Origin of the sequence: Streptomyces cadmiisoli (assembly GCF_003261055.1) — a bacterium.
Lineage (GTDB): Bacteria > Actinomycetota > Actinomycetes > Streptomycetales > Streptomycetaceae > Streptomyces > Streptomyces cadmiisoli.
Window position 1 is genome coordinate 420,535 of sequence record NZ_CP030073.1, and the last position, 13,937, is coordinate 434,471.

At 67.5% G+C, this 13,937-nt stretch carries 13 protein-coding genes; all 13 read left to right on the forward strand.

The window, feature by feature from the left end:
- Window positions 1-46 precede the first annotated feature (46 nt).
- The 13 genes from DN051_RS01785 (at window position 47) to DN051_RS01840 (ending at window position 13,909) form a co-directional block, all read left to right on the forward strand.
- Entirely contained in the window at window positions 47-1,234 is a 1,188-nt protein-coding gene (locus DN051_RS01785; RefSeq protein WP_112437719.1) for an acyl-CoA dehydrogenase family protein, read from the forward strand.
- Window positions 1,235-1,492: 258 nt separating this feature from the next.
- The gene (locus tag DN051_RS01790; protein ID WP_112437720.1) at window positions 1,493-2,656 is read left to right on the forward strand and encodes an acyl-CoA dehydrogenase family protein; all 1,164 of its coding nucleotides are present in this window, start codon (window positions 1,493-1,495) and stop codon (window positions 2,654-2,656) included.
- Between the two features lie 49 nt (window positions 2,657-2,705).
- A complete protein-coding gene (locus tag DN051_RS01795) occupies window positions 2,706-3,740 on the forward strand; it encodes a phosphotransferase family protein (protein WP_112437721.1) in 1,035 nt (344 codons plus the stop codon).
- Window positions 3,737-4,480, forward strand: a complete 744-nt coding sequence (locus DN051_RS01800; RefSeq protein WP_112437722.1) for an SDR family NAD(P)-dependent oxidoreductase — start codon at window positions 3,737-3,739, stop codon at window positions 4,478-4,480. The genes DN051_RS01795 and DN051_RS01800 overlap by 4 nt, the downstream gene beginning before the upstream one ends.
- 440 nt (window positions 4,481-4,920) lie before the next feature.
- On the forward strand, window positions 4,921-5,604 hold the full coding sequence (locus DN051_RS01805) for a TetR/AcrR family transcriptional regulator (protein ID WP_246040845.1): 684 nt from the start codon (window positions 4,921-4,923) through the stop codon (window positions 5,602-5,604).
- Between the two features lie 635 nt (window positions 5,605-6,239).
- Window positions 6,240-6,395 carry a hypothetical protein gene (locus DN051_RS44825; protein ID WP_162624784.1) on the forward strand — a complete coding sequence of 52 codons (156 nt, stop codon included), beginning with the start codon at window positions 6,240-6,242 and terminating at the stop codon, window positions 6,393-6,395.
- A gap of 405 nt (window positions 6,396-6,800) precedes the next feature.
- Window positions 6,801-7,850 carry an ABC transporter substrate-binding protein gene (locus DN051_RS01810; RefSeq protein ID WP_162624785.1) on the forward strand — a complete coding sequence of 350 codons (1,050 nt, stop codon included), beginning with the start codon at window positions 6,801-6,803 and terminating at the stop codon, window positions 7,848-7,850.
- A 10-nt stretch (window positions 7,851-7,860) separates the two neighbouring features.
- Complete coding sequence (locus tag DN051_RS01815; RefSeq protein ID WP_162624786.1) at window positions 7,861-8,748, forward strand: branched-chain amino acid ABC transporter permease; 888 nt, start codon at window positions 7,861-7,863, stop codon at window positions 8,746-8,748.
- Window positions 8,749-8,757: 9 nt separating this feature from the next.
- On the forward strand, window positions 8,758-10,470 hold the full coding sequence (locus DN051_RS01820) for a branched-chain amino acid ABC transporter ATP-binding protein/permease (protein WP_112437726.1): 1,713 nt from the start codon (window positions 8,758-8,760) through the stop codon (window positions 10,468-10,470).
- Window positions 10,457-11,239: an ABC transporter ATP-binding protein gene (locus DN051_RS01825; RefSeq protein WP_112437727.1), complete on the forward strand. Its 783-nt coding sequence runs from the start codon at window positions 10,457-10,459 to the stop codon at window positions 11,237-11,239. Before DN051_RS01820 ends, DN051_RS01825 begins: the two co-directional genes overlap by 14 nt.
- A gap of 415 nt (window positions 11,240-11,654) precedes the next feature.
- On the forward strand, window positions 11,655-12,164 hold the full coding sequence (locus DN051_RS01830; RefSeq protein ID WP_112437728.1) for a DoxX family protein: 510 nt from the start codon (window positions 11,655-11,657) through the stop codon (window positions 12,162-12,164).
- A 47-nt stretch (window positions 12,165-12,211) separates the two neighbouring features.
- Window positions 12,212-12,553: a hypothetical protein gene (locus DN051_RS01835; RefSeq protein WP_112437729.1), complete on the forward strand. Its 342-nt coding sequence runs from the start codon at window positions 12,212-12,214 to the stop codon at window positions 12,551-12,553.
- Window positions 12,554-12,751: 198 nt separating this feature from the next.
- Complete coding sequence (locus DN051_RS01840; RefSeq protein ID WP_112437730.1) at window positions 12,752-13,909, forward strand: ABC transporter substrate-binding protein; 1,158 nt, start codon at window positions 12,752-12,754, stop codon at window positions 13,907-13,909.
- Window positions 13,910-13,937: the final 28 nt, after the last annotated feature.

Below are 13,937 nucleotides of genomic sequence, written 5' to 3' on the forward strand. Positions count from 1 at the left end.
CCGTCTTAGCGATCGATAAGTAAGTCCCTTCATCCTGAGGACAGCAATGGCGATCGACTTCACTCCCGAGCCCCGGATCGCGGACCTGCGCGACCGCACGGCCGCCTTTGTCCGCGACACCGTGCTCCCGGCCGAGCTCGCCATGCTCCGTGGCCCCGGATCCCCCGATGACACCCTCCGCCGCAAGCTCCAGCGGGCCGCCCGCGAAGCCGGGGTGTTCGCCCCGACCGTGCCCACCGGCCACGGCGGCCTGGGACTGGACGTGCGAGGCCAGTCCGTCATCCTGGAGGAGGCCGGATACAGCCTGCTCGGCCCGCTGGCGCTGAACTGCGCCGCTCCGGACGAGGGCAATATGCACCTGTTGGAGAAGGTGGCCACCGACGCGCAGCGCGAACGGTTCCTGAGGCCGCTGGCCCTGGGTGAAATCCGGTCCTGCTTCGCGATGACCGAGCCCGCGCCCGGCGCCGGATCGGACCCCTCCCAGTTGCTCACCACAGCACGCCGCACCGACGGCGGCTGGGTCATCGACGGCCGCAAGTGGTTCATCACCGGCGCCGATGGGGCTGCGTTCGCCATCGTCATGGCCCGCACCGGAGGCCCCGACGGCGCCCCCGAAGCGACCATGTTCCTGGTTCCCTCCGACACGCCCGGCTTCCGGCTGGTCCGGCACGTGCCGACGCTGGACGCCGGATTCACCGGCGGCCACTGCGAGATCGACCTGTCCGGCTGCACGGTCGGTGACGATGCCGTGCTGGGCGAGGCCGGCAAGGGGTTCTCCTATGCCCAGGTGCGACTCGCCCCGGCCCGACTGACGCACTGCATGCGATGGTTGGGGCTGGCCCGTCGCGCCCATGACATCGCGCTGGACCACGCGAGCGGGCGCACCGCCTTCGGCAGCCGCCTCGGCGACCTCGGCATGGTCCAGCAACTCATCGCTGACAACGAGATCGACATCGCCGCCAGCCGGGCCCTGATCCGCGAGGCGGCCTGGGCGCTCGACACGGGCCGCTCGGGCAAGCACGAGACCTCGGTCACCAAGACGTTCGTCGCCGAAGCGGTCGGCCGCGTGGTCGATCGCGCGATCCAGATCTGCGGGGCTCTCGGTGTCTCCGACGACCTGCCGTTGGCCGCGTACCTGCGGGAAGTCCGGGCTTTCCGGATCTACGACGGCCCCTCCGAGGTGCACCGCTGGTCGATCGCCCGAAGAGCCCTTCGCAACCGCTGCACCGGGTAGCGCGCCCGGCGATGAAGAGCCCGATGCGCGATCGAGGGCCGCAGCGTCCCACATCCGGCACGCCAGTTCGCAGGCACACACCCGCAGCCGCTGCCGGACGGACGTGAGCGCCGCGCGATCCCCCGCCCCGCGGCGACCGCGCGGATGTCCCCGCCTACCTCTGCCTCCCAGCGCAACGGCGTGACAGCCCCGGACGCCGTCCGCCGAGCATCTGAACGGCCCCGGCCGAGCCACCCGCTCCAACCGAGGAGACATACCGTGCAGCGCACGCTTTATGACCAGGACCACGAGGACTTCCGGGCCATCGTCCGGGAGTTCATCACCCGCGAGGTCGCCCCGCAGCAGCAACACTGGGAGCAGAGGCACCTCATCGATCGGGCGGTATGGACCGCTGCCGGGAAGCAGGGGCTGCTCGGCCTCGCGGCCCCCGAGGAGTACGGGGGCGCCGGCCAGCACGACTTCCGCTTCCGCGCTGTCATGATGGAGGAGTTCGCCCGGGTCGGCGCTGCCTCCCTGCAGTCCGGTTTCGCGGTCCAGGACGACATCGTCCTGCCGTACCTCCTAGACCTCGGCACCGAGGAGCAGAAGCGCCGCTGGGTCCCCGGAATGTGCACCGGCGAGACCGTCGGCGCGATCGCCATGACCGAACCTGGCGCCGGCAGCGACCTCCAGGGCATCCGCACCACCGCCGTCCGCGACGGCGACGACTGGATCATCGACGGCACCAAGACCTTCATCACCAACGGCATCCACGCCGACCTGGTCATCGTCGCCGCCCGCACGGACCCGGCCGCCGGCGCCAAGGGCATCAGCCTGTTCGTCGTGGAGCGTGACGCCCCCGGTTTCACCCGCGGTCGCAAGCTCGAGAAGGTCGGTCTGCACGCCCAGGACACCGCCGAGCTGTTCTTCGACGCGGTACGGGTCCCCGCCGGCAACCTCCTCGGCAGCGAGGGCGAGGGCTTCGTCCACCTCATGGAGCGACTCCCCCGCGAGCGGATGTCCATCGCCGTCTTCGCGCAGTGCGTCGCCGAGGCCGCGCTGGACTGGACCCTCGACTACGCCGCCGACCGGCAGGCCTTCGGGCAGGCGATCGGCGACTTCCAGCACAGCCGCTTCCTGCTCGCCGAACTCGTCACTCATACCGAGGTCACCCGCGCCTACATCGACAAGGCCATCACGGAACTCATCGCAGGCACCCTCACCGCGGTGGACGCCGCCAAGGCCAAGTGGTGGGCCACCGAACTGCAGACCCGCGTCACCGACCGCTGTCTCCAACTGCACGGCGGTTACGGCTACATGCTCGAGTACCCCATCGCCCGCGCCTTCATCGACGCCCGCATCCAGACCATCTACGGCGGCACGACCGAGATCATGAAGGAGATCATCGGCCGCGACCTCGCCCGGCGGAAAGCGGATCGTTGAGCGGCGTCCGGCAGCTCAACCGGCCCATACCAGCAGAGGATTCCCTCGCATGACCACCACGAGCCCGCCCGGTCTCGACCTGACCGCGCTGTACGGCTACTTCGACACCAACGTGCCCGGCTGCCGAGGCCGACTGAGCGCAACGCTCCTCCACGGCGGCCGCTCCAACCTCACCTACCGCGTCACCGACGGGCACACCGACTGGGTCGTGCGCCGCCCGCCCCTCGGTGGTCTCACCCCCTCCGCTCACGACGTCGGCCGCGAGTACCGTGTGATGTCCGCCCTCCAGGGCAGCGGCGTCGCGGTACCCGGGACCATCGCCCACTGCGCGGACGAGACGGTGCTCGGCGCCCCTTTCACCGTGGTCTCCTGGGTGGAGGGGCGCGTACTGCGCACCCGCGAGGACACCCTCGGTCTGACCTCGCACGAACTGCGGCGCTGCGCTGACGGGCTGGTCACGCAGCTGGCGCGGCTGCACTCCGTCTCCCACCGCGACGCCGGACTCGGCGGACTCGGCCGGCCTGAGGGCTATCTCCAGCGGCAGATCAGCCGCTGGCGCGCCCAGTGGGACCTGGTCGCCACCCGCCCACTTCCTGCCCTGCTCAGGCTGCACCAGGGCCTGGAAGACGCCGTCCCCGTCGAGAGCGACGCGACCGTGGTGCACGGCGACTACCGCGTCGACAACACCATCCTGGACCCGGCGGACCTCGGCCGGGTGCGCGCGATCGTGGACTGGGAGCTGGCCACCGTCGGCGATCCCCTCGCCGACCTGGGTACCTTCCTCGCCTACCGTGACCCCGCCGTCGACGCGTTGCTCGACGGGCCCGCCGCGACCGAGCCCAGGTTCCCCGCACCTGCCGAACTGGCCGAGCGGTACGCGATGGTCAGTGGCCGGGACGTGGCACTGCTGCCGTTCTACCTCGCGCTCGCGTATTTCAAGATCGCTGTGATCGCGGAGGGTGTGTACGCCCGCCATCTTCAAGGCGTCACCATCGGCGAGGGCTTCGCCGGGGCGGGCGAATCGGTGCCCGCGCTCGTCGGGGCGGGCTTGGCGTCCCTCGGCCGGCGCGGAGCGGTCCTGTGACCGGCACCCGGCGGACGGCGCTGGTCACCGGTGCGTCCCGCGGCATCGGCCGCGCCATCGCACGGCGTCTGGCGGAGGACGGGTACGACCTCACCCTCTCCTCCCGCGACACCGACGCGCTGCGGGCGGTGGCCAAGGAGCTCGGTCAGTTGGGAGTGCGCACCGAGGTGGCGCCCGCCGACATGGCCGCCGAGGACGACGTACGGCGAGTGGCGGACGTCCATCGTGCGGCGTACGGCCGGCTGGACGCGCTGGTGCTCAGCGCGGGCGTCGGCTCGTCGGCGCCGCTGGGCGGTTATCCGCTGCGTCGCTTCGACAAGCAGTTCGCCGTCAACGTACGCGCGCCGTTCATCCTCATCGACGCCTGTCTGGACCTGTTGCGGGAAACGGCCGAGCTGGCCCCGGAGACCGGCACGAAGATCGCCGCGATCTCGTCCGTCACCGCCTCTGCGCCCGAGCCCGGACTGTCGGCGTACGGAGCGAGCAAGGCAGCGCTGGTCGCGCTCTGCGAGGCGGTCAACACCGAAGCCTCCGCGGACGGGGTGGCCGCGACGGCGATCTGTCCCGGCTATGTCGACACCGACATGAGCGCCTGGATGCACGACCGCATCGCCCCGACCGAGATGATCACCAGCGAGGACATCGCGGAACTCGTGCTCGCCCTCACCCGTACCTCCCGGCGCGCCGTCGTACCGCACCTCCCGGTCGTTCGCGCCGGAAGCGAACTCTGGCGGGCGTGAACCGATGTTCCGCCCAAGTGGTAGCGGCGGCCGAGTGACCGGACATGATTGCCAGTGGTCCGGGGCCTGCTCGATCCGGGAGTCGGCCACCGCCCAAAGGAGGCGACTACGACTGCTGCGCCGAGGGCGAAGGCGGCCCTCCCGCAGCCGGCGGTGCCCCCGCCCCGGGCGGCTCACTCGCCGTCACATCGGCGGCAGACAGGTGTCCTCCCGCCGCATCTCGGGCACCACACCCCTCTCCCGACCGCTCGGCCAGAACGGCGGCCCGGACGGGCAACCACAGGCCATACCAACGTGGTCCTCGTTCATGGCAACCGTGGCACCCAGCCGTCCCGGCCGCACGGCAGCGGCGGCTCCCGCTGCGGGCTGCTGGACGCGGTGACCAGCTAGGGTGAGATCGTTCGGAAAGCGTCGTTCAGAGAGAGTCGTGAGGTGCGAGCGTGGTAAGCAAGGCTGCATCCGCCGACGGCGGGCAGGCCTGGCGTCTCTCCAGGCCACTGGAGCTGTCGCCGATGCTCTCCGGCGCCCTGGAGGTGTTCTACGAGCGGGGCTACCACGGGGCATCGGTCCGCGACATCGCGCGTCGGGTGGGCGTCACGGTGCCGGCGCTGTACTACCACTACGAGAACAAGCAGGCCATGCTGGTCACCCTCCTCGAGACGGGAATGGGTGAGGTACTCGACCGCGCCTGGCAGGCGGCCAAGGACGCCATCGACGACCCCGAGCAGCGGCTGGCCAACCTCGTCGAGGCCATCGTGCTGTACATGACGGACTGGGTGAGCGTCGCCTACCTCGACACGGAGCTGCGCTACCTCGACCCGGAGAACCGCAAGCGCTACGCCGCCCTGCGCAAGCAGCTCGAGCAGCTCCTGACGAACACCATCGAGGAAGGCACAGAGAATGGGGTGTTCGCCGTTTCGCACCCTGACGACACCACCCGTGCCCTCCTCGGCATGTGCCAGGCGATCGCCACGTGGTACCACCCCGAAGGCCCGCACGCGCCGGCCGAGATCGCCGAGCGCTACGTCGAGATCGCTCTGAACGCCGTCGGCGCCCGCGTGCAGCGGAAGCCCACGTCCGGCAAGCGGAGCACGCGCTCCCGTCGGACTGACCCGGTGGAGTAGCTCCCTCACGAGCGGTCGACGATCTGGCTCACGCTGATCCCGTGCATCGTCGCGTCGGTGCCGCCGCCGATGCCGAGGATGTGCGCGTCGCCGTACCGCTCGCTGAGAGCCAGTGCGGTGCGAGCCTGCGGACCGGCGCGGCTCCGGGTTGTGACAGACGGTCAGGTGTCGGTAACGACCAAGTTCACATCGGCCAGTTGCTCCAGCCGACCCGGGATCGCCTCCGGCACAGCCCAGGGATGCTCGCGGAGTTGGGCAGGCGGACTCAGTGATGATGCGTCAGCAGGCCCGCTGTTCCATTCCGATCACGGGGCGCCGAGAACTCCACGATCTGGGAAGCCGCGCCTGTCGCATTTCCAGAACTCCACCGAGTCGGCAGATCATGACGGACCGGACGTCAGGCGTCCACGGCGAAATTTTGTAGCCGTGCGGTCAGGCAGGACCTCGGTCCGGGGCTGGAGAGTGAGGCTGTTCGCCATTGGTGTTCCTCAAGAGAGGGCACTTACTTAGCGGTCGCTAAGACAAAGAGAAGTGCTGCCGGCTCGCAGCCAATTCGTGCGCGATTCCTTGACCCTTGGATCGGTGCACCCTAGTCTCCTTAGCGATCGATAGGTAAGCACCCGGGGAGGGTGGCGATGACGGACGTGAGCACGGAGGTCGTCGAGCCGGCGGCCACCATGGAGCGCCGCGGCGGCGTCCCACTGATCACCTTCAACAGGCCCCGAGCCCTCCACGCGGTCGCCCCGGAACCGCGCAACTCGCCCAACCGGAGGATGCCGGGCCTCGCCTGAAAACGCCGGACACCCGGATTGCGGTCGAGCGATCCGGCCTGGTGCCGGCGAGCCGTGTCGAGTCCTTTGACAACCAGTGCAGCACGCCGACGTACACGTCGACGCGGCTGCCGAACACATGGTCGCCGGCGATGGCGGCGGTCCCTCCCCCACTCATCGTCAACTTCATCAACGGCCTCGCCGTCCGTGTGAATCCCTGTTCTGCACTGATCAATCAGTACACCTGGCGCATGCACTCAGGAAACGGCCCGCAGAGGTTGTTGTCGCAGGTGGCTCGGAATGAGACGAAAGGAAGTCCGGATGCGAAGGTGCAAGCGAGTCCTTGCGGCCACGATCATCACCTCGCTCGCGGTGGGAGCAGTTGGATGCGGGAGCACCGGCGCCGCGGACGGTGACGGCAGCGCGGTGACGATCGCACACATCGCCCAATTGACCGGTGCCGCCGAGCAGAACGGCATCCAGTTCCAGGGCGGCGTGGAAGCGGCCCTGGATGAGCTCGACGCGGTCGAGTTGCCGGGCGGCATAGATGTGCGCGTCGAGGTCCATGACGACGGCACGGAGATCGACCGAGCGGCGCAACTGCTGTCGACCGTGACGTCCGAGGATGTCGATGCGGTGTTCAGCAGCGGCTGGACCCCGATCGCCACTGCGCTCTGGCCCCTTGCGAACGGAGCCGAAACGCCTCTGATCGCCGGCGCGACGCTGGGTGGTGCCGAGCACTCGGCCGACTACTTCTTCTCGCTGCTCGACCTGCCCGGTCCGCACGCCGCGGTGGGTGAGCACCTGGCAAAGCCGAGCGGCGCACGTCGGGTCGGACTCGTCATCGATGGCGACAACCCGGGATTCGAGCTGCTCGCCGATCCGCTGGAGGACGGCCTGAAGGCAAAGGGTCTCGAGGGTTACGTGACGACGCAGACCATCTCGACCGGCGACGCCGACTATTCGGCGGTCCTGTCGAACCTTGCCGCTGCGGATGTCGACGCGATCGCGGCGATGATCTCCCCCGGTGACGTGGGAAACCTCATCGTTCAGGCACGCCGAGCGCCTGGCCTCGAGGACGTCGTCTTCGCCACCCACCACTCCGTGTCCGGGCAGGTGGCAGAAGTCGCAGGAGACGACGCGGTGGGCACGACCTTCCCCCAGTCGTGGGTGATGACGGACGAAGCGGCCGCTGCGGCGTATCAGGCCGAGCACGGAGTGCAGCCGACGTCGTACTTCGCATACGGCCACGACGCCATGTGGATCGTCGCCGTCGCTGCCTCGATCGCAGCCGAGGACGGTGTCGAGATCAACGGCGAGGCGATCAGGGACCGCATTCCGGCGGCGACCGAGTCCGACCTCTTCGCTGAGCAGCGCCTGGTCGACGGGCTCACCCTCACGGCTGACGGTCAACCGTCCATCACCGGTGTTCTTGCGACCTTCGACAACGACGGTCGCGTCGTACCTGTCGGATGAGGTGACCTGGATGTCGATCTTCGCTGAGCAGCTCGTGAACGGTCTGGTTCTCGGCTGCGTCTACGCCACATTCGCGTTCGGCTTCGGTCTGGTCATAGCCAGCCTGGGCGTGTTCAACGTCGCCCACGAGGCAGTCTTCACGACCGGCGCCGTGGCAGCCTACCTGGTTGTTCTGTACATCGGTCCCATGCCGCTGTGGCTGCTGGTCCTCGTGGCCGCCGCAGCCGCCGCGGTCGTGAACTCGATCGTGTACCTGCTCCTGGTCCGGCCCCTGGAGGGCCGCCGAAACCACGAGATGGCCACGTTCCTCAGTTGCATCGGCGGCATGTTCGTACTGACCGAGATCGTCCGTCTCATTCTCGACAACCACGAGGTCCGTTTCCCTGCCGCGATCGAAGGCGGCATAAAGGTCTTCGGCCTCCACATCAACAACCGGCAGGTCGTCATGGTGCTGACCAGCCTGGCGGCCTTCGCCGTCGTCTACCTCGTGATCGAGCGCACTCAACTCGGCCGTGCGATCCGGGCGACGTCCTATGACGCCGAGGCCGCGACACTTCAGGGCATCAATCCGTCGCTGACGGCGCTCATCGTCTTCGCTCTCTCCGGCGCCCTCGCAGGAGTCGCGGCGGCGGTCATCGGTGCGGCATACAACGTGGTTGACGCGGAGATGGGGTCGAGCTACTTCCTGATCGCCATGGCCGTGATGGTCCTGGGCGGCTTCGGCAACACGCTCGGCACGCTCATCGCCGGCCTGGTGATCGGCTGCGTCTCAACCATCTCGACCGGGTTTCTCACCACTGGATATCGGGACGTCATCGTCTTCGGAGCGCTTCTCCTGGTCCTGTCCGTGAGGTCGGAAGGCCTCTTCCCGACTCGCTCGGCACGCGTGCGGGCCTGAGGGGAAATCATGTTGACTTGGCTCGGCTCGTACCACTACCTCGGCTCGACGGCCATCATCATGTGCCTGCTCGGGTACAGCACCTACGTATTGCTGCGCGCCGGAATCTTCGCGGTGCCGCAGATCGCATACTTCTGCATCGGCGCCTATCTCTCGACCATCCTCACGGTCGATCACGAGGTGAACTTCTACGTCGCGATCGCCACCGGTGGTCTTGCGGCAGCAGCGTGCGGTGCCACTCTCGGCTGGCTTCTGCGCAGCGTCAGCGGCATCTACCTCGCGATCGCGACGATCGCGTTCGGCGAGGTCACCAGGGTCATCGTCCGGAACCTCGACGTCACAGGAGGACCTTCCGGAATCCTGGGGATTCCACGGGCGGCCCAGGACTGGCACCTTGTTCTCACGCTGGCTGTGGTGATCATCGCCTGTGCAGTCCTCGCCAAGAGTCGGTACGGCGTGGCGATGGATGCCCTGCGTCAGGATCAACTGGTCGCCGAGCACCTCGGCATCGCGGCGCGACTCATGCGCATCCAACTGTTCGCGCTGTCCGGTCTCATCGCCGGCATCGCCGGCGGCCTCTTCGCCCACTTCCGGGGATTCATCATCCCCAACGACTTCGCACTACCCGTGCTGCTGAGCGTCCTTGCTCTGGTGGTCGTAGGCGGTTTGTACGGCTTCACGGGGCCGCTCGTGGGTGCGGTCGTCGTCCACACACTGCCCGAGCTGTTCGCGGACTTGGAGGAATACCGGGAGATCATGCTCGGAGCGATGCTCGCGATCATCATCCTGTTCGCCCCCCGCGGTGTTTCCGGACTGGTGGAGTCCCTGGTGGCCGAAGTCCGTGGGAGACAGCGAAGGGCGCGATCAGCAGCCGTCGCAAGCGCGATCCATGAGCCAGCGGCCGCGGAGACTCCATCCGGGGACCCGCGGCGTGCCCGCGATGACGTGCGGGTGCCTTCTCAGCAGGTCGAGCCGGGGCCCGCGCTGGCTGTTCGAGACGTCACGAAGCGATTCGGCGGCCTCGCCGCACTGTCGAACGTCAGCTTCGACATCCGGAAAGGAGAGTTTCTGGGCCTCATCGGTCCGAACGGATCGGGGAAGTCAACCCTCATCAATGTGGTCTCCGGAGCACTCGAGCCGACCTCCGGAACTCTGGAGGCCCACGGGCGGCGACTCTCCCTCGGTCGTCCAGAAAAGACTGCCGACGAGCGGATCGGCCGTACGTTCCAGGGCATCCGGCTCTTCACCGACTTCACGGCCATCGAGAACGTCGCGCTCGGGGCGTACTGCCGCCACCAGCGGTGGACGGGCAGCGGCGGTGCGGGATACTTCGCCATCTGGCGGCGTGAAGCCGCCGAGGTGCTCGAACTCGTGCGCGTTCCCGCTTCGATGTGGTCCCGAGACGTGACGACGCTGCCCTATGGAATCCAGCGGCGTATCGAGATCGCGCGCGCCTTGATGGGCCATCCGCACCTTCTGATGCTCGACGAGCCGACCGCCGGCATGGCCGAGGACGAGACTCAGGAGATCTTCGCGCTCGTCTCGGAGGTCGCCCGCGAACGGGACATCAGTGTCCTGGCGGTGGAACATGACGTCCCCGTCATGCGCACCTACTGCGACCGCGTCGTCGTGCTCAACTTCGGACAACTCATTGCGGACGGAAGTCCGGAGGTCGTGCTGCGCGACCGTACCGTGGTGGAGGCATACCTTGGCCAGTCTTGAGATCACCGGGATCGAGGTCGCCTACGGAGCCGTCGAGGCAGTCCGTGGAGTGGACCTGTCGATCCGCACGGGTGAGTGCGTGACGGTGCTCGGATCCAACGGGGCGGGCAAATCGTCGCTGCTGCGAGCGATCGGCGGCCTCCAAAAGCCGCGATCTGGCTCCATCCGGATCGACGACACGGACGTCACCGGCAAGTCAGCGACCCGAATGTGCCGTCTCGGTGTGGCCCTGGTGCCGGAGGGTCGGAGGATCATCGGTTCCCTCACCGTCGTCGAGAACCTGCTGCTCGCAGGACGTGGCTCGAAGCGCACCTCGCGCAAGGAATGTGCGGCCAACCTCCAGCGGATGTACGAACACTTCCCGCGACTTGCCGAGCGGCGGACACAACTCGGCGGTTCGCTCAGCGGCGGTGAGCAGCAGATGCTCGCCATCGCACGCGCCCTCATGACCCGGCCGGACTTCCTGTTGCTGGACGAACCCAGCATGGGTCTCGCGCCTGTCATGGTCGACCGCGTCTACGAAATGTTCGACTCGGCCCAGGGCGTGTTCGACGGAATCGGCGTCCTGCTGGTGGAGCAGTCGGCAACACACGCGCTGAAGTTCGCCGACACCGCACACGTCATGGCCCAGGGGTCTTTTGCCTACAGCGGGACATGTCACGCCCTCAAGGCGTCCCCCGACACTCTCACCAGGGCATATCTCGGGGACCAGGACATCACGACGAACAGGTCGGTCAGTGCGGCCGTCGGCCGCACTGAAGGAGAATGACGTGAAGACGAGCGCGGGTTCGAGGTCGAGCCCGTGCATCACCTGCTCCGGGCCAGATGGGGTGCCGACGCCGGCGCGCGACGGCGTGCTTAGTACGCGCTGGAGCGGCTGCGCGTCGAGGGTGCGGTGCTGACGATCGACGAGGCCGGGGACGTGCGGAAGAGCACGCACACCGTCGAGGCCCAGCCCCGGTACACCCGGCACGGTCCGCAGGGTCAGAAGGCTCGCAGGCCACCCCCTGCCTGGTAGATGCAGGCCGCCACGGACACGAGGTCCACGGCGCCAACGCGAAACCACGCCCCGCGCTGGAAGAGCGCGAGGTCGTTCACACGCTCGCCGTCGCCTGCTCCCACGAGCGCCGACGAGCGCGCACATCACACATGAAGAGCACGATCTACGGCTGGGGTATCAGGCGATGCACGAATTCTCTGTCGATGTGGCACTGCTCGCACTGCGCGTGGGTGCAGGGCTCGTACTCCTGGCACACGGGTGCCGCAAACTCTTCGGGTGGTTCGGCGGGAAGGGGATCGCCGGCTCGGGTGCGGACTTCGCGGCGATCGGATTCCGCCGCGGACGGCTGAACGCCCTCATGGCTGGACTGTCGGAGGCGGTAGGGGGCGCATCGCTGGCACTCGGGTTCCTGACTCCCCTCGCCGCGGCCGCTGTTCTGGGCACGATGCTGGTCGCTTGCTCGGTACACGCCCCGGCGTTCTTCGCTCTCGACGGCGGCTATGAACTCCCGGCCGTATACGCCTTGGTCGCGACCGTGGTCGCTGTGGCAGGTCCCGGTGAACTGTCCGTCGATGAGGCGCTGGGCCATCCGCTCGCAGACGCGGCGATTCGGGTCACGGCCGTCGCGCTCGCGGCCGCGACCGGCTGCGCAATTGCCATTCAGCGACGAATTGCGGTTCGAGCCCAAGCGTGAAGACAAAATGCCGAGCTTCGGCAGATTGAATTGATCAAGGAGGAACCATGGCGAAGTACTTGGTGCTGGCTATGACCAATCCGCTCCCGGGGCGGGACAGTGAATTCAACGAGTGGTACGACCGTGTGGCGATCCCGGCCTACGCGTCGCTCCCTCACGTGCGGCCACTCGGCCGGTATCGATCGGTCCCGCATGACGGCTACGAGTTCGAAATGAAAGACATCGGCTTCGAGTATCTCTCCGTCTATGAGATCGAAACCGACGACCTGGAAGCGGCGTTCTCAGAGGTTCGCGTCGCCCTGGCGAAGGCGACCGAGGAAGGCCGTTACCACTTCTCTCAAGCGATCGACAAGGGTCGGTTCTTCGAACCTGTCTTCGTCCAGATCTAGGCTTCGTCCGCTCGGCATGCCGCCGGCCAGGGGCGCACTCCCCTCCCGCCGCGCATCCTGACCCAGTCGATCGACGATCGATTTCGCACGGATGACAGATGGTCAATGAGAGACGGTCAGGAATAGCCCGGCACCTGGTGTCGCACGTCATAACTCGCGCGCACGCCGCCGGAAGCGGCGAGCAGAATAGGAGCGACCATGTCGGTTCCCAGGAAACTTCGCACTACCGTGGCTTTCACGGCCCTCGCCGCGCTGCTTGCCGCATGCGGTAGCGCATCGAGTTCGGGGGGCGGCGGGGACGAGACCCTGTCGATTGGCCACATTGCTCAGCTCACCGGGGCACAGGGTCCGAACGGAACGCACTACGACGCGGGCATCGAAGCCGCCGTCAGGGAAGTCAACGAAAGTGGTGTGCTCCCGGACGGCTGGAAAACGAACGTCGTCAAGCAGGACGACGGCACGGACGTCGCGAAGTCAGCGCAGATCCTGAGCGAGATGGTGGGCCGCGACAGAGTCGACGCAGTCCTCTCGAGCGGCTGGACCCCGATTTCGGTGGCGCTCTGGCCACTCGTGAACGACTACGAGGTGCCGCTCATCACCGCCTCGTCGCTCGGCGGCGAGGCCTTCAAGGAGGACTACTTCTTCTCCCTCGCCGACCTCGACCTTCCCCGAGCCGCAGGTGAATACCTCGTATCGCGTGACGTCCGCCGTGTCGGTCTGGTGATCGACGGCGACAATCCCGGCTTCGAGCTGGTGTCGGGGCCGATCGAGGAGGTCTTGAAGGAGGGCGGACTTCCGGGCTTCGCAACGAAACAAGCTGTGGCAACCAGTGACACCGACTTCTCCGCCGTCATCAGCAACCTCGCCGACGCGGACGTTGACGCCGTCGTTCTGGCCGTCGGCACGGACGCGGTTGGCAACTTCCTTCTCCAGACCGAGGATGTTGCTGCGCTGAAGGACGTCACCTATGTGACCCACCACGCCATCTCCGCGACCGCGGCGACCGTGGCGAAGGAGAAGGCCGCAGGTCTGACCTTCCCGCAGGCATGGATCGTGACGAATGAGCCAGGCGCTCTGGCGTTCGAGAAGGAATCAGGGAAACAGACCAACTCCTACTTCGCGTACGGCCACGACGCAGTCTGGCTGCTCGCTGTTGCCGCGTCGCTCGTCATCGAGGAAGGGGACGAGGTCAACGGCAGCCTCCTGCGTGAAAAGATCTCGGAGGCCAGCCGCTCCAAGACCTTCGCCGAGTACGCCTACCTCGACGGACTCTCGGTCGATCCGGAAGGTCGCTCCTCGGTGAACGAGGTGCTCGGAACATTCGACACCGAAGGTCGCATCGTCCCCGTGGACTAGGTGATACCTGCAAACCCTGCCGTAGGTG